Below are 16,193 nucleotides of genomic sequence, written 5' to 3' on the forward strand. Positions count from 1 at the left end.
ACGGCGCCCGGTTCAGCGCTGCGCGAACCATCAGCGGCGATGCGTCCCACCCGTTGCCGGTAGGGACGCATCGCCGCAAACGTTCAAAACTGTTGTGAAGTGTCGCCGGTGGCGAGGCCAGGGGGAACGTTTCGGATCAGGAGCAGCCGCCGCTCGAGCAGGAACAGCCGCCGCCGCAACCGCCGCCGAGCTTCAGGCTGGACTGCACGGCGAAGCCCGCGCCGCCAAATTCCACGGTCAGGGGTTTGGCTTCCGCCAGGAGTTCCTTGTCCACGACGATGGAATAGCCGTTCACGTCGAACACGTCGTCGGAATCCTTGGGTTCGTCCAGGGCCAGGCTCAGCTGCGGCCCGGCGCAGGAGCCGCTGCTCAGGAAGATGCGGATGGGAGCTTTGGGATTTTCAGCGAAGTACGCGTCGAGCTGTGCCTTCGCGGTTTCGGTAACTGTAACCATGAATTCCTCCGTTCGGATTATTCTTGACCAGTGAAGTAGGTCTCGATGTGCACTTGGTCAAATACGAAAGTTTGATGACCGGGTTTGCCTTGCCCGGCGATATCGGATAATATTCAAAAAACAGCATCGTTTGGACAGGTTATGAAGCGCCAAAAAATTGTGATGAACGGCAAGGAAATGTCGCGCACCCTGGAGCGGCTGGCTTTCGAGATCCTGGAGCGCCACGGCGAGTGCACCGAGCTCGCCCTGGTGGGCGTGCAGCGCCGGGGCGTGGAGCTGGCCCAGCGCCTGCGCAGGATACTGGAATCGCGCCTCTCCTGCGAACTGCCCCTGGGCAAGCTGGACATCAACCTGTACCGCGACGACTGGACCAATCTGGCGCACCAGCCCCAGATCAACCAGACGGAAATCCCCTTCGCCATCGACGGGCGCAAGATCATCCTGGTGGACGACGTGCTCTATTCCGGGCGCACCGTTCGCGCCGCCCTGGAGGCCATCCTCGATTTCGGTCGTCCCAGGAAGGTGGAACTCCTGGTGCTGGTGGACCGGGGACACCGCGAGCTGCCCATCCAGGCCGACTACATGGGCAAGCTCCTGCCCACCTCGCGCGAGGAGCGGGTGGACGTGTACGTGAAGGAGCAGGACGGCGAGGACAAAGTGCGTCTGGCCGACGGCGACCCGGCGGCATGATGCGTACCATGCGTTTGCCATTAAGCGCGTTTGCGCTGGCCTGCGTGGCGGTGCTCGGCATGGGCGGCTGCTCCCGGCAGGAGGAATATCCGCAGGCCGTGCGAGACGAATTCATCGCGGGGTGCATTCCCGCTGCCAAGGAGAGAGTCGCCGGCACGGTGGCCGATCCCGCCGAGTTGGAGCGGCTGGCCAAGGCCTACTGCGAATGCAGCCTTAAGGGCGTCATGAAGGCGTTTTCACTTAAGGAGTTCGTGGAACTGGAGACCGTCATGAAGATGGGCTCACCGGTGGACGCAGCTACGGCCAAGAAGCTTTCGGCGGCGATCAGCGAATGTCAGCTCGTGTTCCAGCCCAAGAAATAGCATGCGGGGCGCGCTGCGGCGCGCCTTTTCTTTTAGCCGTACACGGCGGATAAAGAAGGCCCCCGCCGAACCGGCGAGGGCCTCAGTCATTTCTAGTCCTGACGGAGCGTGCCGGAACAGTCCTACTGGCGCGGCGGAAACAGCGCCTCGCGCTGGCGCTTGAGAGACTCCGCCATAGCGGCGTCCTCCAGGCCCCGGAAAGTCTGCTCCAGGGCCCCGTAGGCCCGCTCGGAGACAGGCTCCCGCGCGCGTGCGCGCTCCGCGTATTTCACGGACAGGGTCCGGGCCAGGTCCCGCGCCGACACCCGGTCTCCGGCTCCGGCCAGGGCGTGGGCCGACAGCGCCTCCACGAAGAGCGGGTCATGGTGCTTTTGCAGGGGGATGGCTTCCAGGTACCTGCTGGACAGCACGTACTCGCCGCTTTCGAACGCGATGATGGCCAACCGTTGCAGGGCCAGGGAATATTCAAACATGTCCGGGATGGGGCTGGTCTTCAATACGTCCAGCGCCTTCTCCAGTTCGTCTTTTTCCGGCCCTGTCTGGCCTTGTCTCCGGAAGGCGGACGCGTTCCAGCGGTACAGGCGGGCCTTGAAATTGAGCAGCATGCTGGCGACTGCCGGGTTGGCGGGCCGCTTCAGCCGGGCGTCCAGCACCTTGTGCGCCTCCTTGTTCATGTCCATGGCGTCCAGAGTCCTGGCCAGCAGGATGGGCGCCTGTTCTGAGTCAGGAGAGAGGGCCACGGCTTTCCTGAAGTGCGCGGCAGCCACGGGGAGGCGTTTTTCGTACCCGGCCTTGTTACCCAGCACCATATGCATCTCGGCCAGCGACGGGCCGACGTCCGCTCCACGCGTCCTGGCCTTGCGCAAGGCCCAGGGCGTTGCGGCGTCGATGCCGCCCTTGGCCAGGGCGGTCTGCATCATGCCGTCCAGGGCGTCCACGTTGTTGGGGTCCAGTTTCAGGGCTTTGCGGAAATATTCCTCGTCGGCTGGCGACTGCCGCAGGGCGTGGAGCAGCCAGCCGTGCATATTGGCCACCAGCGCTGCCTGCGGCGCGGCCCCGGCTGCCTGCCGGGAGAGGCCCAGGTCCAGGTAGGCGCGGTTGCCCAGGTGGGAAAACACCAGATAGGATCCGTAGGAGCGCCCGAACAGGCGCAGGGCCTCAAGGCTGGTGGCCTCGGGGGCCAGGGCCTTGGCGGCCTGCTGAGGAGGGAAGGCCATCCCGGCCATCCCGGCCTGGGCCTGCTGCGCGGCCAGGAAATCCATAAGCTCCCTGCGAAAAGCCACAAGCCCGCCCTGGGCGTCCACGGGCAGCACTTTGGAAGCGGTCCTGCCGGTCAGCAGGTCCATGATCCATACTTCCGCGCGGGCGTCGGAGATGACGGTCCCGCCCAGCACGTAGCGCGCCCCTTCCCGCGCGGCCCCGGCCAGGGGGGCGCTGGCGTGGCGTTGGCCCCGGATGTAGTCCTGGAGGTCGGCGGCGGTGGGGAAGGGGTCGCGCATGTGGCGCAGGAGATAGGTCTCTTCCAGGGCCGGGTTCAGGGACAGCATGTTCTCCATGACGTTCTGGAGCGCCGGTCCGGTTCCGTCGTAGTTCATGCCGGGCGCAGGCTGGAGCGGCAGCACCAGGGTGCGTTGCAAGGCGGGAGCAGGTGCCGGAGCCTGGGCGGCAGTGGCCGCTGATGGGGAAATATATCCTGCCGCCAGCGCGAGAACGGCCAGGAATGAAGCGAAAAGCGCGGCGGCCCGCAGGAACCGCCGCGCGAAAGGACTGGGGTGCTTCACGAGTGCTTGTGGGTCACTTCCGTGCCCACGCCGGACTTGGTGAACAGTTCCAGGATGAGGGAGTTTTCCACTCGCCCGTCAATGATGTGCGCCTTTTCCACGCCGGACTGCACGGCCTCCATGCAGCACTTCAGCTTGGGGATCATGCCGCCCTTGGCCACGCCGTCCTGGATTGCCCAGCTGGCCTCGCGAAGGTCCATGGACTCGATCAGGTTGCCCTCGGCGTCCAGCACCCCGGCCACGTCCGTGAGCAGGATCAGGCGGCGCGCGCCCAGGGCCTGGGCCACGGCCCCGGCTGCGGTGTCGGCGTTGACGTTGTAGGTCTTGCCTGCCTCGTCCACGCCAACGGGCGCTATCACCGGGATGACCCCGCTGCCGGTGAGGGTGCGGATGAGCCCGGCGTTTATGTGCACGGGTTCGCCCACGTTGCCCAGGTCGATGATCTCGGGCGGGGCGTCCTCGCGGGTGAGCACCATCTCGAGCTTGCGCACCTTCATGAGCCAGCCGTCCTTGCCGGAGAGGCCCACGCTCGCGCCGCCGTGCAGGTTGATCAGGTTGACGATCTCCTTGTTCACGCGCCCGACCAGCACCATCTCCACCACGTCCATGGTGGCGTCGTCTGTGACGCGAAGCCCCTCGCGAAAATGCGACTCGATGCCAAGCTGCGTGAGCATCTGGCCGATCTGCGGGCCGCCGCCGTGCACGATGACGGGATTCACCCCGATGTATTTGAGCAGCACCACGTTCAGGGCGAAGCTCTTCTTCAGGGCTTCGTCCTTCATGGCGTGGCCGCCGTACTTTATGACCACGGTCTGGCCGTGGAACTTGCGGATGAAGGGCAGCGACTCGAGCAGCACGCGGGCCTGGCTGTGGGCGGTGTTTTCCATGATGCGGCGTCCTTTAAAGGATATAACGGGTGAGGTCGCGATCCTCTGCCACGTCTTTCAGCTTTTCGCGAACATATTCCCTGTCGATGACAACCGTCTCGCCGCCCCGGTCGGGGGCGTCGAAGGACAGGTCCTGAATGATCTTTTCCATGATGGTGTACAGGCGGCGCGCCCCGATATTCTCGGTGTCGTCGTTCACCTTCTGGGCGAACGTGGCAACCTCTTCCAGGCCCTCCATGGGGAACTCCACGGTGACGCCTTCGGTGGCCAGCAGCGCCTTGTACTGCACGGTCAGCGAGTTCTGCGGCTCGGTGAGGATGCGCAGGAACTCCTCTCGCCCGAGCGCCGACAGCTCGGCGCGAAGCGGAAAGCGTCCCTGGAGTTCCGGCACCAGGTCGGACGGCTTGGAGAAGTGGAACGCCCCGGCTGCGATGAACAGGATGTGGTCCGTGCGCACCATGCCGTACTTGGTGTTCACCACGCAGCCTTCCACCACGGGCAGCAGATCGCGCTGCACGCCCTCGCGCGACACGTCGGGGCCTGAGCCGCCCTGGCTGCCGCGCCCGCAGATCTTGTCGATCTCGTCGATGAACAGGATGCCGGTCTGCTCCACGCGTTCCTTGGCGGCCTCGGCCACCTTGTCCATGTCCACCAGCTTCTCGGACTCCTCGGCGATGAGGATCTCGTAGGCCTCGCGCACCTTGAGCTTGCGGGCCTTGCGCTTCTGGGGGAACACCTTGGAGAACATGTCCTTGAACTGGCTGCCCAGCTCCTCCATGCCCGGCATGGCCATGACGTCCACGGTGGGGGAGGGGATGATGACCTCCATCTCCACCTGCTTGTCGTCAAGCGCGCCCTTGCGCCAGAGCTTTTTCAGCTTGTCGCGGGTGGAGCCGCCCTCTTCGCCCGTGCCAGCCGACCCTCCCGGAGTGACATCGATGGCGTCGGCGGCATAGGACGGCGCGGCGCGTCCCATGGGGGGCAAGAGCAGGTCCAGCAGGCGCTCCTCGGCGGCGGTCTCGGCCTTGATGCGCACCTTCCCGGCCTCTTCCTCGCGGATCAGGCGCACGCCAAGCTCCATGAGGTCGCGCACCATGGATTCCACGTCGCGGCCCACGTAGCCCACCTCGGTGAACTTGGTGGCCTCCACCTTGTGGAAGGGCGAGCCGGAGAGTTTGGCAAGGCGGCGGGCGATCTCGGTCTTGCCCACGCCCGTGGGGCCGATCATGAGGATGTTTTTGGGGGCGATGTCGTCTCGCAGCGCCGGGTCCAGCTGCTGGCGGCGCCAGCGGTTGCGCATGGCGATGGCCACCATGCGCTTGGCCTGGTGCTGGCCCACGATGTGGCGGTCCAGTTCGGATACTATTTCACGCGGGGTGAGCGAGTTCATGATTTGTCCACTGTCTCCAGGACGATGTTGGAGTTGGTGAAGACGCACAGCTCGGCTGCGATGTCCATGGCCTTCTGCGCGATTTCGGCAGCGCCGATGTCGGTGTTGCGGGCAAGTGCCCGCGCTGCGGCCAGGGCGTAGGTGCCGCCGGAGCCGATGGCGGCCACGCCGTCGTCGGGCTCGATCACGTCGCCTGCGCCGGTGAGGATCAGGATGGTGGTGGCGTCGGCCACCAGGAGCATGGCTTCGAGCTTGCGCAGGAATTTGTCCTTGCGCCAGTCCTTGGCCAGCTCCACCGAAGCGCGGGTGATGTTGCCGGAGAACTCCTCCAGCTTGGATTCGAAGCGCTCGAACAGGGTGAAGGCGTCGGCGGTGGACCCGGCGAAGCCCGCAAGGATGCGGTCCTTGTACAGGCGGCGGACCTTGCGGGCCGAGTGCTTCATGGCCACAGCCTGGCCGAAGGTGACTTGTCCGTCTCCGGCCATGGCCACGCCCTTGGCGTCGCGCACGGCCAGTATGGTGGTTCCGTGGATGTCCATTGGGATTTCCTACAGGATGCGGCGGGATATGCCCAGCCAGGTTTCATATGCTTGAAGGGAAAAAAGCGTCATGTGGGCTTCGCGCACCAGCCCCTCGGCGAGGCCCCGAGCCAGTTCGCGCAGCGCGATGGGGGCGGCCAGCTCAACGGGATAGCCGTAGGCCCCGCAGCTGATGGCGGGAAAGGCCACGGAGCCGATGGCGTGCTCGCGGCACAGGGTCAGGCTGGTGCGGTAGGCCGAGGCCAGGGCCTGTGGTTCGCCGGAGTGGCCGCCGCGCCAGATGGGGCCGACGGCGTGGATGATGTATCCGGCGCGCAGGCCAAAGCCCGGCGTGATGGCCGCGTCTCCGGGCGCGACGTCGCCGCGCGCGGCGATGATCGCCCGGCAGGCCGCCGGAAGCTGCGGTCCTGCCGCCGCATGGATGGCCCCGTCCACGCCGCTGCCCCCGGCCAGCCGGGAGTTGGCTGCGTTGACCACGGCCTGCGTTTCCGAAGAGGCGATGTCGCCCTGGGCCAGGATCAGCACGCCCGGAGCGACGTCGAAGCGGGTCACGGCCTGAAGGTTCCGGCCCATCCGGGGTCCACGGTCGGACCCATGACGGCAAGTCCGGCCCGGGCCGGGTCGAGGATTTCTGCGGCCAGGGCGCGCACTTCGTCCAGGGTGACCTCCTCGAAGCGGGAGGCTGTCTCCTCGGGCGGGACGAAGCGCCCGAGCAGCAGTTGGTTGCGGGCCAGGCGCGACATGCGGTCCTCGCTCGATTCCAGGGTCAGGTACAAAACGGAAAGCAGGTGGTCGCGGGCGTGCTCCAGTTCCTCCGGGGTCACGCCGCCGCTTGCAAGCTTGGCCAGCTCCTGGCGCAGGCAGTCCAGCAGTTCGCCGGTGCGCTCCGGGTCCACGGCGGCGTAGATCTGCTGCACGCCCTGGCCACTCATGGCGTTGGCGAAAGAGTAAACCGTGTAGGCCAGTCCCCGGCGTTCGCGGATCTCCTGGAACAGGCGCGAGGACATGTTGCCGCCGAGCACGGCGTTCAGCATGCCCATGGCGAAGCGGCGCTCGTCGGTTGCCCCGAGGCCCGGAAAGCTGATGCCCACGTGGGTCTGTTCGGTGTCGCGCTCGCGCATGAGCACGGCCGGGGTGTAGCGGCCTAGGGGCGGGGCGGACAGGGGCGAGCCTTCCGGCAGCGACCCGAAGTGGCGCTCCACCATGCCCTGGAAGGCTTCGTGATGCACGTGCCCGGCTGCGGAGACCAGGATGCTGCCGGGGCGGTAATGGGCGGTGCGCCAGCTCTCCAGCCCGGAAAGATCGAAGCTGCGGACCGTCTCGGGCATGCCCAGGATGGAGTGCCCCAGGGAGCTCTGCGGCCAGATTTCGCGCCAGAAGGCCTCCATCAGGCAGTCTTCCGGGTCCTCCTCCACCATGGCGATCTCCTGGAGCACCACGTCGGTCTCGCGGGCCAGGTCGTCCGCCGAGGGGCGCGGCGAGAGCACGATGTCGGCCAGGATGTCCATGGCCTCGTCCAGATGCGTGTCCACCACGCGGGCGTGGAAGCAGGTGTGCTCGCGGCTGGTGTAGGCGTTGGAGTAGCCGCCCAAGAGATCCAGGGACTTGGCGATGTCCAGGGCGGAGCGGCGCTTCGTGCCCTTGAAGGCCAGATGTTCCCAGAGGTGGGCCATGCCTTCCTGGCCGGGGGCCTCGTGGACCGAACCTGCCTCTATCCAGATGCCGAAGCTTACGCTGCGGGCTCCCTGAAGGTGTTCGGTGGCGATGCGCAGGCCGTTGTCCAGGGTGTGGAGGCGGTTGTCGTAGGGGAGTGTCATGAATTCTCGCGGAAGTACGGCTTGCCCAGGCCCGCCGGGGCGTGACCCCTGCGGCCCAGGGCGGTGGCCAGACTCAGTGTGAGGATTGTGAGAACGTAGGGGAGTATGCGCAACACGTAGAGCGGCACCAGATGGATGCCCGTGGCTTGGAAAAAGAACTGGAGCGCGGAGAGAAGCCCGAAGAACAGCGCTCCGGCCATGGCCCACACGGGCCGCCAGCCCGCGAAGATGACGATGGCCACGGCGATCCAGCCCTGGCCTGCCGTGATGCCTTCCTTCCAGCCGGGCGTGAACACCAGCGACAGATACGCCCCGGCCATGCCCGACAGGAAACCGCCCGCGCCAAGCGCCGCGAAGCGCGTTGCGGCCACGGGCGCGCCCATGGCGTCGGCGGCGGCGGGGTTCTCTCCGCAGGCGCGCACGGTGAGGCCCATGCGGGTGCGGCCAAGGAAATACCAGGATGCAAGGGTGACCAGGATGCCCAGGTACACCACGGCGTTCTGCCTGAAGAGCACCTGCCCGATGAAAGGGATGTCCGAGAGCAGGGGGATGGGCGTCTCCTGGACGCGCAGGCCGATCTTGCCGATGAGTCCGCGCCCCAGATAGTTGGAGAGCCCCGTGCCCAGGATGGTCAGGGCGATGCCCGAGAGCAGCTGGTTGGCCCCCAGGCGGATGGCGAAGAACCCGTGCAGGCAGGCCAGCAGCGAGCCCACTGCCCCGGCGGCCGCGAAGGCCAGCACCGGGCTGCCCGTGACGAAACCCACCCAGAACCCGGTGAGCGCCCCCATGAGCATCATGCCTTCCTGCCCGAGGTTGATCACCCCGGCGCGTTCGGCAAGCACCTCCCCCTGAGCCGCGAGGAGCACGGCCATGGAGGACTTGAAGGTCAGGGTGAGGAGGAATGCGAGATCGTTCATGGAGGGCAACCCTTTAGCATGTGAGGCGGCGCTTTCCAAGAGCGGTTATGCCCCGCATCCGGGGCATGCGGGCCGGAGTGGGAGAGCGCTGCGGCGTCTGCGTTCCCAGGCTCGATTGGCGCGGGGCCATCTGGCTCAGCGGACGGATCAATGAGACGTCCCGATCAGGGGGATCATCTCGAACGGGGTGTACAGGTCGGAGTCCATGTGCAGCTTTTCGCGCATGCTTTCCAGGTACGGGCAGTTGTAGGTTACGTGGGTCAGCTCGAAAGGCAGGACGCCCTTGGAGCACACCGCGATCAGCTTGAACGCGAAGAAAACCGGGTATGATTTTCTGATGTCCTCGGGATAACTCACGATTATGGGCGGCTTGTCCGGGTGGCGGGCGGCAAGTTCCACGGGGGGAAAGCTGACCTGCTTCACCTCCTTGCCCTGGCTCAGGCGCAGGAACGAGACCTTGTCGGGGATGTCCAGGTAGAACTTCTCGATGTTGAGGCCCCCGATAACCAGGAGCTCCGCCAGGCTGGCCGGGGTGTACCAGCGCAGGTGGCCGGTGTGCCACAGGCCGGGGCCGTAGTGGAAGCGCCCGCGCATGATCTCATACTGGAGCTCCCAGTACTGGATGTTGGGGGTGGACACGATCAGCAGGCCGTCTTCGGCCAGGAGTTCGCGGATGCGCGAGAGGGTCACCCACGGGTCGTACAGGTGCTCCACCACGTCGTGCAGGATGATGTACTTGAAATAGCCCTTGTACTCGGGGGGCAGTGTGTCGCCTTTTTCGTAGTCCAGGCACCAGACGTGGTCCACCAGAGGGGCCAGGCGGATGGCGTCCTCGCGGTTGATTTCCAGGGCGTGCAGGTCCGTGCAGCCCTTGTCGCGCTTGAGGCGAAGGATCAGCCCGCCCGCGCCGCTGCCGAAATCCAGTATGGACGAGGCCCCGTCGGGAATCATGGTGTACACGTTCCGGCGGAAGGCCGTGTTTTCTATGATGTAGTCGGTCAGTGCGGCGGTATCGAGCATGGATGCCTCCGGTGGAAACTGCGGCCACAGGACGGGTAGCACGGCGCACCGCACTTTCCAAGTAGGGCGGGATTGACTTTCAGCGGCGCTGATGGCTTATTGTTGGGCAAATCCCGACCATGCATTTCATACACAGGAGGCTCGCCATGACTACCTGGATCTGGGTCGCCCGCTGGTTGAAAAAGCCCGGCAACGAAGCCGAAATCGCCGCCGCTGCCGCCAATGTCCGCGCCCACTGGGAGCAGTCCGCCCTGGACCAGGGCCTGGACCCGGCCAAGAACGTCACCCAGGCCGAGGGAGACAAGGAACTGCGCGTGGGAATCTCCGAGGAGATGGACGAGGAATTCCGCGAGGCGTCCGGAGGCTGGCGCTATTATTAACCTGACCGGGAAGGCGCGTGTCCCGGACGGTTGAACGCCTTGGACGGAGGGGAGCGGCCAGGGTCAGCGACCGGTGTTGCCCTCAGCGTTCATGGCGGCCAGGCGTCCGGCCTCCAGGCAGAGGCGCGCGGTCTCGTGCGGGGGCGGAAAGCCGGGCGGGAACTTCGCGAGGATGTCCGCCTCGGTCATGGCGCGCATGGCGTGGGTGTCCATGCCGACCACGGCCTCGCACCAGAACGAGGCGCACAGCATGCCTTCGTGGGGGATGTCCGTGAGAAACCCCGCGTTGCGCACGGTCGCCCCTTCCATGTCCAGGAACACCTCCACGAACCGGCCCCGCGCGCAGAAGGCCTTGCCCGAAAAGCGCGCCTCGTCGGGAATGCCCAGGAACGGCGGATCGAAGGCCCTGAAGTCGAGATCCTCCATGTCGCTCATTTGTGCTCTATCCGTTTGTAGTGCGTGAAATCGAAGTCTCGGGGAAGTTCCTTCCCCCGCCAGTGGCTGGCCAGCGCGGCCAGCACCATGAGAACCGCCGCGACGCCGAGCCCTGCCAGAAGAAGCCCCGGAAGGATGCGCTCCATGGCTTGCCTCCCTGTTTTCCGGGCAGCATACCGTGCGGGCGCGGCGGGTCAACGTTGTCGGACTAGTCCGACAAGGCGGGTATTGCGGACACGTGTCGGATTATGAAAAACATGAATATGTTTTTCATAATTAAAATCAATGGTTTTGGAAGTTTGCCCTGAGAATCCGTATGGACGGTTTGTGGAGACGCAACACTAGCGGGAGCCTTCCGTTTCGATGAGCAGGCGGATGAACGCGGCCGTGGTGGACACCCCGAGCTTGCGCATGGCCCTGGCCCGGTAGGTGCTGGCCGTCTTGACGCTTACTCCCATGTCGCGGGCGATGTCCGTGAGTTTTTCCCCCGACCCCAGGCGGCGGGCCACCTCGGCCTCCTTGGGGGAGAGCCCGGGCAAGGCCCCGTGTCTTCCGCGCCCGGTGGACAGGTCCGCAACGAGCGAGGCGCTCACGTAGACGCCGCCGTCCATGACCACGGACAGGGCTTCGGAGAGCTCCTCCGGGGCGGAGTTCTTGCCCAGGTAGCCCTTCGCGCCAAGGCTCAGGGCTCGTCTGGCGTATTCGGCCTCCTGGTGCATGCTGAGCACGATGACCGGCAGGCCGGGGCGATGGCTGGTCATGTGTTCCAGGAGGTCCAGGCCGCTGCCGTCGGGCAGGGAGATGTCCAGGACCGCCAGGTCGAAGTCGCCAGCCTCCAGGGCGCGAAGCGTCCCGGCCACGCTGGCCGCTTCGGTGAAGCGGCAGTCAAAGGGCATGTCCGCCATGATGTCCATGGTGCCGCGCCGAACCACGGCGTGATCGTCCACGACCAGGATGTTCACGGCTTCCTCCTGCGTCCGGCGGGAAGCGGCAGGCGCACGGACACGGAAGTGCCTCCACCCTCGCGAGCAGCGATGTCCATTTCGCCGCCCACGGAGCGCGCCCGCTCGCGCATGCCGATGATGCCGAAGGAATCCGGCGACTCCAGCGCCTGGGTCGAGATGCCGCGCCCGTCGTCGGCGATGGTCATGATGAAGGACTCCCGGCTGCGTTCAAGGCGGACAACCACCCGGTCAGCGCCGGAGTGGCGGGCTACGTTGGTCAGGGCTTCCTGCAACACCCGATAGAGTGCCGTGGCCGCATCAGGCGAAAGCCTGGGCGGCCTGCCGGGTTTCACGTCCACGGCGATGCCGGTGCTTTCCCGGAAGGTGCGCGCCCTCCAGGCCACGGCCTCGCCGAAGCCCAGCTCGTCAAGGATGGGGGGGCGCAGCTCGCGCGAGATGCGGCGCACGCTCTCCAGTGTGGCCGCCACCAGCTCCTTGAGTCCAGCCAGATGGCGCGCGGCCTCGGGATCGCGTCCGGCCGCGCCCTTTTCCAGGCGGTAGAGCCCCATGTTCAGGGCGGTGAGGTTCTGCCCGAGTTCGTCGTGGATTTCCCTGGAGATGCGGGTGCGTTCCTCCTCGATGCGCTCCTGGAGGTAGGCGGAAAGCGCCCTGTAACGTTCCCGGGAGAGCTCCAGGTCCCTGGTGCGCGCGAGCACCCGCTCTTCGAGCAGCTCGCGCGCCTCCCGCAGGGCGCGCTGGGCCTCCACCCGCTCCGTGACGTCGCGAAGCGAGAGCCGAAGCCCCTGGTGGATGCCCGCCGGGGAGAGCACGCGGGTGGTCTCCTGGGCCAGCCAGGCCTCTGTGCCGTCCTTGCGGATGATGCGGAAGTCCAGCGAGGGGGCTGCTTTCTCGCGGCTGTCGCGCATGGCCGCGAGCCAGCCGGGCAGGTCGTCCGGGTGGATGATGCGGTGGAAGAAGAGCGGGTCGCACAGGACTTCGCCGGGCTCAAAGCCCGTGATGCGCCGGCAGGAGGGCGAGACGTAGCGGGCCGCGCCGGTCGGGTCGAGCCAGATTTCCCAGTCGTAGGTGAAGTCCGCGACGGTGCGGAAGGTCTCAAGCTCCCGGCGAAGGCGGGCCAGGGGGCGCAGCCTTCTCCGGGAGACGCAGTGCGAACGGGTCATGGGGCATCATCTTGCAGCGCGAGCGGGAAAGCAAGGCCGGATGATCTCGTGTCGCGTTTTTGAAAACATGAATATATTTTCAAAAATAAAATAAATGGTTCTGTCGGGTTAGGTTCGTAAATCGTGTGAATGATCTTTGAGAGAGCCTCGCCCGCGCGTCATTAACGCTTCGCCGTTCTGGTCTGGAGCCACAGCAGGCTGAAAAGAAGCGCCGCCTCGATGACCAGGCTGGCCGCCGAGGGCAGGCGCATCCTGGTCTGCAAATATTCGCCGCCCACCAGCACCGCCGCCAGCACCACGGCCCCGACAGGAGCAAGCCCTGGCCGCAGCCGGGCCAGGCAGGCCACGATCACGCCGTCGTACCCGTAGCCCACGGCCACTCCCTGTTGCAGGCGGTGGTGGATGGCCGTCACTTCGGCCATTCCGGCAAGTCCCGCTATGGCTCCGCTTAAGATCAGCACCCAGAAGCCGCGTTTAGCGGCGTCCATGCCCGCGTAGTCCGCAGCCTTGGGGCCAAGGCCCATGACGGTCAGCTCGAAGCCCCAGCGGGTCTTGGCCAGCGCCCAGGCCAGCAGGCCCGCGCCGATAAGGCCGAAGATCAAGCCCGGATGCACGCGGGTTCCGGGGAAGCGCGGCAGGTGCGCCGCGTCTGCGAAGATGGCCGTGCCGGGAAAGCCGAAGCCCGCCGGGTCGCGCCAGGGGCCAAAAAACATGTGCTCCATCAGGGCTATGGCCACGTAGTTGAGCAGCAGCGTGGAGATGATCTCGCTGACCCCAAGGCGCGAGCGCAGCCACGCCGGACCGCTGGCCCAGACCGCGCCGCCAGCCGCGCCGCCAAGGAAGAGTATCGGCAAAAGAATCAGCGACGGCAGCGTGTTTCCAAGCCAGAGCGCAAACCCCGACGCGAAGATCGCGCCCATCACCAATTGTCCCTCGCAGCCTATGTTCCACAGGTTCATGCGCGCGGCCAGGATCACGGCCAGCCCGGTCAGGGTCAGTGCCGAAGCCTTGACCAGCACCTCGGAGAAGCGCGCCCAGGTGCCGAAAGCGCCCTCGAACATCACGGAGTAGGCGGTCAGGGGGTTGGCCCCCATGAACGCGAAGATGGCCGCTCCGGCCAGCAGGGGAATGGCCAGGGCCAGCGCCCAGAGCGCGATCTTGCTGGTGCGTCCGCTCATTGGCGCACCCCCGCCATCATGGGGCTTATGCGCGCCACCTGATCCGGCTCGGCTGCGTCCACCACGCCAAGAATACGGCCCGCAAACATGACGGCCACGCGGTCGGCCAGGGTCAGGGCCTCGGTGAGGTCGCCGGTGACTATCAACACGCCCGCGTGCTCGCGCGCCTCCAGCAGGCTTCGCCACACGTCTTCGGACGCGCCCACGTCCAGGCCCTGGGTCGGCTGATGCACCACGAGCACCTCGGGCCTGCGCGACAGCTCGCGGGCCAAAAGAAGTTTCTGGAGGTTGCCGCCGGAGAGCTCCCCGGAGGCCTGCTCCGGCCCCTCGGCCTTGATGGCGAAGCGCTTTATTGCCTGGCGGGTGGCGGCAGAGCCTCCGGTCCAGTCCAGCAGCATGCCGCGCGTGAAGTCCTTCAGGCGGGTGAGCAGAAAGTTGTGGGTGAGCGACAGCGGCGGGATGCTGCCCTCGTGGTGGCGGTCTTCGGGGACGTAGGCCAGGGCGTCTTTGGGAGCCTTGGCCCAGAGCGCGCCCGGATGCGTCGTGCCGCCGAACTCCACGCTTCCGGCGAAGCAGGGGGCAAGCCCGGCCAGCGCCTCGGTGAGCTCCGTCTGGCCGTTTCCGGCCACGCCCACCACGGCCAGCACCTCGCCCCGGCGCAGGTCCAGGTCGATGTCCTGAAACGTCGGGCGGCCCGGTTCGTTGCCGCCGGTCAGGCCCTTGACCACCAGCACCTGCGGCCCGATGGGCACGGGGGGCTTGTCGATGGCGAAGATCACCTCGCGCCCCACCATCATGCGGGCCAGGTTGCGCTTGCCCCCGGCTTCGGTCGGGGTCGTGCGGGCCACCAGCTTGCCCCGGCGCAGGATGGAGATGCGGTCGGAGAGCTCCAGGGCCTCCTCCAGCTTGTGGGTGATGAACACGATGGTGCGGCCTTCGCGGCGAAGCGTGCGCAGCACCTCGCAGAAGCTGTCGATCTCGGTTGGGGTAAGCACCGATGTGGGCTCGTCGAAGATGAGCACCTGGGCTCCCAGGCGCAGGAGCTTGAGGATCTCCACGCGCTGGCGCTCGCCCATGGACAGCTCGCAGACCTTGCGGTCCGGATGGGCCTCCAGGCCGAAGCGCTCCGAGAGTTCCCGGATGCGCGCTGCTTCGCCCTCAAGGTCCAGGATCATGCCGCCGCCTGCCGCCAGGGCCACGTTTTCAGTCACGGTGAAGGCGTCCACCAGCATGAAGCGCTGGTGCACCATGCCCACGCCCCGGCGCAGGGCGTCGGCAGGGGACTCGAAGCGCACGGCCTCGCCGTTTAAGCGTATCTCGCCCTCGTCGGGGTGGTAGCGCCCGGACAGGATGGACATGAGCGTGGACTTGCCCGCGCCGTTCTCGCCCAGCAGGGCGTGGATCTCGCCCGCGTGGGCCATGATGCTCACCTTGTCGTTGGCCACGGTGGGGCCGAAACGCTTGGTGATGCCTGAGAGCTCCAGGCTGACGCTCGCGTGGCTCACGGGACTCACGAGCGCGCCCGGAATATGGGCGCGGGCAGCTGGGCCACGCTCACCACGGGTTCGATCGCCGGGGTTCCCTCCACTGCGGCGCAGGCCATGGCCAGCACCGGCGGGACGGCGGGAAGATTCGCGAAGCGGGCGGAGGATTCCAGCAAGGCCTGGAGGGCCAGCATGGTGGACCCGGTGGAGATCACGTCGTCCAGCAGGATGACGCCGTCTGCGGCCTCGTTCACGATGGACAGGGAGCGCTCGTAGAGTGCGAGAAATTTGTCGCCGCTGGTGATGGAGTCCGCGCCCACCTGGAGCACGGGGCGGCGAGCGGGTTCCATGTGGGGCTTCACCCGGTTGTGGGCCACGGCGATCTCGTCGAAGCCCAGCTCCTCGGCCACCACCTGGGCCAGTTGCAGGGACTTTTCCACGGCGGTGAGCATGGCCACGCGCTTCTTTCCGGCCAGCAGCGGGCGCAGCTTGGCGGCCAGCAGGCGGCCCAGGTCGCGGTTCAGGCGGGTCTGGCCGACGAGGTCCAGGGAGGCGATGCGGATTTCTCCGCTGTCGGCGGGCAGCCATACCCAGGGAAGCTGGACGGCGTAGCCCAAGCCTTCCACCTCGAGGGTGAATTTCTCTCCGGACTCGCGCACGGGGCGTTCATAGGTCATGTGGGCCTCGGACATGAAAAAGGGACGGTCCGGGCGGACCGTCCCTTACGTCGTTTC

19 protein-coding genes are annotated in these 16,193 nt (G+C 66.4%); 3 read left to right on the top strand and 16 right to left on the bottom strand.

The window, feature by feature from the left end; translation table 11 throughout:
• Positions 1-136 precede the first annotated feature (136 nt).
• Positions 137-454, bottom strand: coding sequence for an IscA/HesB family protein (locus G453_RS0113755; RefSeq protein WP_027191525.1), 318 nt, complete (start codon positions 452-454; stop codon positions 137-139).
• A gap of 141 nt (positions 455-595) precedes the next feature.
• On the opposite strand from G453_RS0113755, the gene pyrR reads away from it, so the two are divergent.
• Both pyrR and G453_RS0113765 read left to right on the top strand, forming a co-directional pair.
• Positions 596-1,144 carry a bifunctional pyr operon transcriptional regulator/uracil phosphoribosyltransferase PyrR gene (gene pyrR / locus G453_RS0113760; protein ID WP_027191526.1) on the top strand — a complete coding sequence of 183 codons (549 nt, stop codon included), beginning with the start codon at positions 596-598 and terminating at the stop codon, positions 1,142-1,144.
• A gap of 8 nt (positions 1,145-1,152) precedes the next feature.
• A complete protein-coding gene (locus G453_RS0113765) occupies positions 1,153-1,506 on the top strand; it encodes a hypothetical protein (RefSeq protein ID WP_156920937.1) in 354 nt (117 codons plus the stop codon).
• A gap of 122 nt (positions 1,507-1,628) precedes the next feature.
• Here the strand turns inward: G453_RS0113765 and G453_RS0113770 are convergent, their stop codons facing one another.
• The 8 genes from G453_RS0113770 to G453_RS0113805 form a co-directional block, all read right to left on the bottom strand.
• The gene (locus G453_RS0113770) at positions 1,629-3,287 is read right to left on the bottom strand and encodes a tetratricopeptide repeat protein (protein WP_027191528.1); all 1,659 of its coding nucleotides are present in this window, start codon (positions 3,285-3,287) and stop codon (positions 1,629-1,631) included.
• Positions 3,284-4,174: an acetylglutamate kinase gene (gene argB, locus G453_RS0113775; protein WP_027191529.1), complete on the bottom strand. Its 891-nt coding sequence runs from the start codon at positions 4,172-4,174 to the stop codon at positions 3,284-3,286. Before argB ends, G453_RS0113770 begins: the two co-directional genes overlap by 4 nt.
• Before the next feature lie 13 nt (positions 4,175-4,187).
• A complete protein-coding gene (hslU, locus tag G453_RS0113780) occupies positions 4,188-5,564 on the bottom strand; it encodes an ATP-dependent protease ATPase subunit HslU (protein ID WP_027191530.1) in 1,377 nt (458 codons plus the stop codon).
• A complete protein-coding gene (hslV, locus tag G453_RS0113785) occupies positions 5,561-6,103 on the bottom strand; it encodes an ATP-dependent protease subunit HslV (RefSeq protein ID WP_027191531.1) in 543 nt (180 codons plus the stop codon). Before hslV ends, hslU begins: the two co-directional genes overlap by 4 nt.
• Before the next feature lie 9 nt (positions 6,104-6,112).
• Positions 6,113-6,676 carry a macro domain-containing protein gene (locus tag G453_RS0113790; protein WP_043645839.1) on the bottom strand — a complete coding sequence of 188 codons (564 nt, stop codon included), beginning with the start codon at positions 6,674-6,676 and terminating at the stop codon, positions 6,113-6,115.
• On the bottom strand, positions 6,652-7,920 hold the full coding sequence (locus G453_RS0113795) for a M16 family metallopeptidase (RefSeq protein WP_027191533.1): 1,269 nt from the start codon (positions 7,918-7,920) through the stop codon (positions 6,652-6,654). Before G453_RS0113795 ends, G453_RS0113790 begins: the two co-directional genes overlap by 25 nt.
• Positions 7,917-8,837, bottom strand: coding sequence for an ABC transporter permease (locus tag G453_RS0113800; protein WP_027191534.1), 921 nt, complete (start codon positions 8,835-8,837; stop codon positions 7,917-7,919). Before G453_RS0113800 ends, G453_RS0113795 begins: the two co-directional genes overlap by 4 nt.
• A 147-nt stretch (positions 8,838-8,984) precedes the next feature.
• The gene (locus G453_RS0113805) at positions 8,985-9,857 is read right to left on the bottom strand and encodes a class I SAM-dependent methyltransferase (RefSeq protein WP_027191535.1); all 873 of its coding nucleotides are present in this window, start codon (positions 9,855-9,857) and stop codon (positions 8,985-8,987) included.
• Between the two features lie 146 nt (positions 9,858-10,003).
• On the opposite strand from G453_RS0113805, the gene G453_RS0113810 reads away from it, so the two are divergent.
• A complete protein-coding gene (locus tag G453_RS0113810; protein WP_043645841.1) occupies positions 10,004-10,237 on the top strand; it encodes a hypothetical protein in 234 nt (77 codons plus the stop codon).
• Between the two features lie 63 nt (positions 10,238-10,300).
• Here the strand turns inward: G453_RS0113810 and G453_RS0113815 are convergent, their stop codons facing one another.
• The 7 genes from G453_RS0113815 to G453_RS0113845 all read right to left on the bottom strand — a co-directional run bounded on the left by G453_RS0113815 (position 10,301) and on the right by G453_RS0113845 (position 16,136).
• Positions 10,301-10,672, bottom strand: coding sequence for a hypothetical protein (locus G453_RS0113815; protein ID WP_027191537.1), 372 nt, complete (start codon positions 10,670-10,672; stop codon positions 10,301-10,303).
• Complete coding sequence (locus G453_RS28070; protein WP_156920938.1) at positions 10,669-10,818, bottom strand: hypothetical protein; 150 nt, start codon at positions 10,816-10,818, stop codon at positions 10,669-10,671. Before G453_RS28070 ends, G453_RS0113815 begins: the two co-directional genes overlap by 4 nt.
• A gap of 195 nt (positions 10,819-11,013) precedes the next feature.
• Positions 11,014-11,634, bottom strand: coding sequence for a response regulator transcription factor (locus tag G453_RS24110; protein ID WP_043645843.1), 621 nt, complete (start codon positions 11,632-11,634; stop codon positions 11,014-11,016).
• A complete protein-coding gene (locus tag G453_RS24115) occupies positions 11,631-12,797 on the bottom strand; it encodes a PAS domain-containing sensor histidine kinase (RefSeq protein ID WP_051272422.1) in 1,167 nt (388 codons plus the stop codon). Before G453_RS24115 ends, G453_RS24110 begins: the two co-directional genes overlap by 4 nt.
• 161 nt (positions 12,798-12,958) lie before the next feature.
• On the bottom strand, positions 12,959-13,975 hold the full coding sequence (locus G453_RS0113835; protein WP_027191538.1) for an ABC transporter permease: 1,017 nt from the start codon (positions 13,973-13,975) through the stop codon (positions 12,959-12,961).
• Positions 13,972-15,480: an ABC transporter ATP-binding protein gene (locus G453_RS0113840; RefSeq protein ID WP_235731767.1), complete on the bottom strand. Its 1,509-nt coding sequence runs from the start codon at positions 15,478-15,480 to the stop codon at positions 13,972-13,974. The genes G453_RS0113835 and G453_RS0113840 overlap by 4 nt, the downstream gene beginning before the upstream one ends.
• Before the next feature lie 5 nt (positions 15,481-15,485).
• Entirely contained in the window at positions 15,486-16,136 is a 651-nt protein-coding gene (locus tag G453_RS0113845) for a type I phosphoribosyltransferase (protein ID WP_027191540.1), read from the bottom strand.
• Positions 16,137-16,193 lie beyond the last annotated feature (57 nt).

The organism is Fundidesulfovibrio putealis DSM 16056 (genome assembly GCF_000429325.1).
Classification (GTDB): Bacteria; Desulfobacterota; Desulfovibrionia; order Desulfovibrionales; family Desulfovibrionaceae; genus Fundidesulfovibrio; species Fundidesulfovibrio putealis.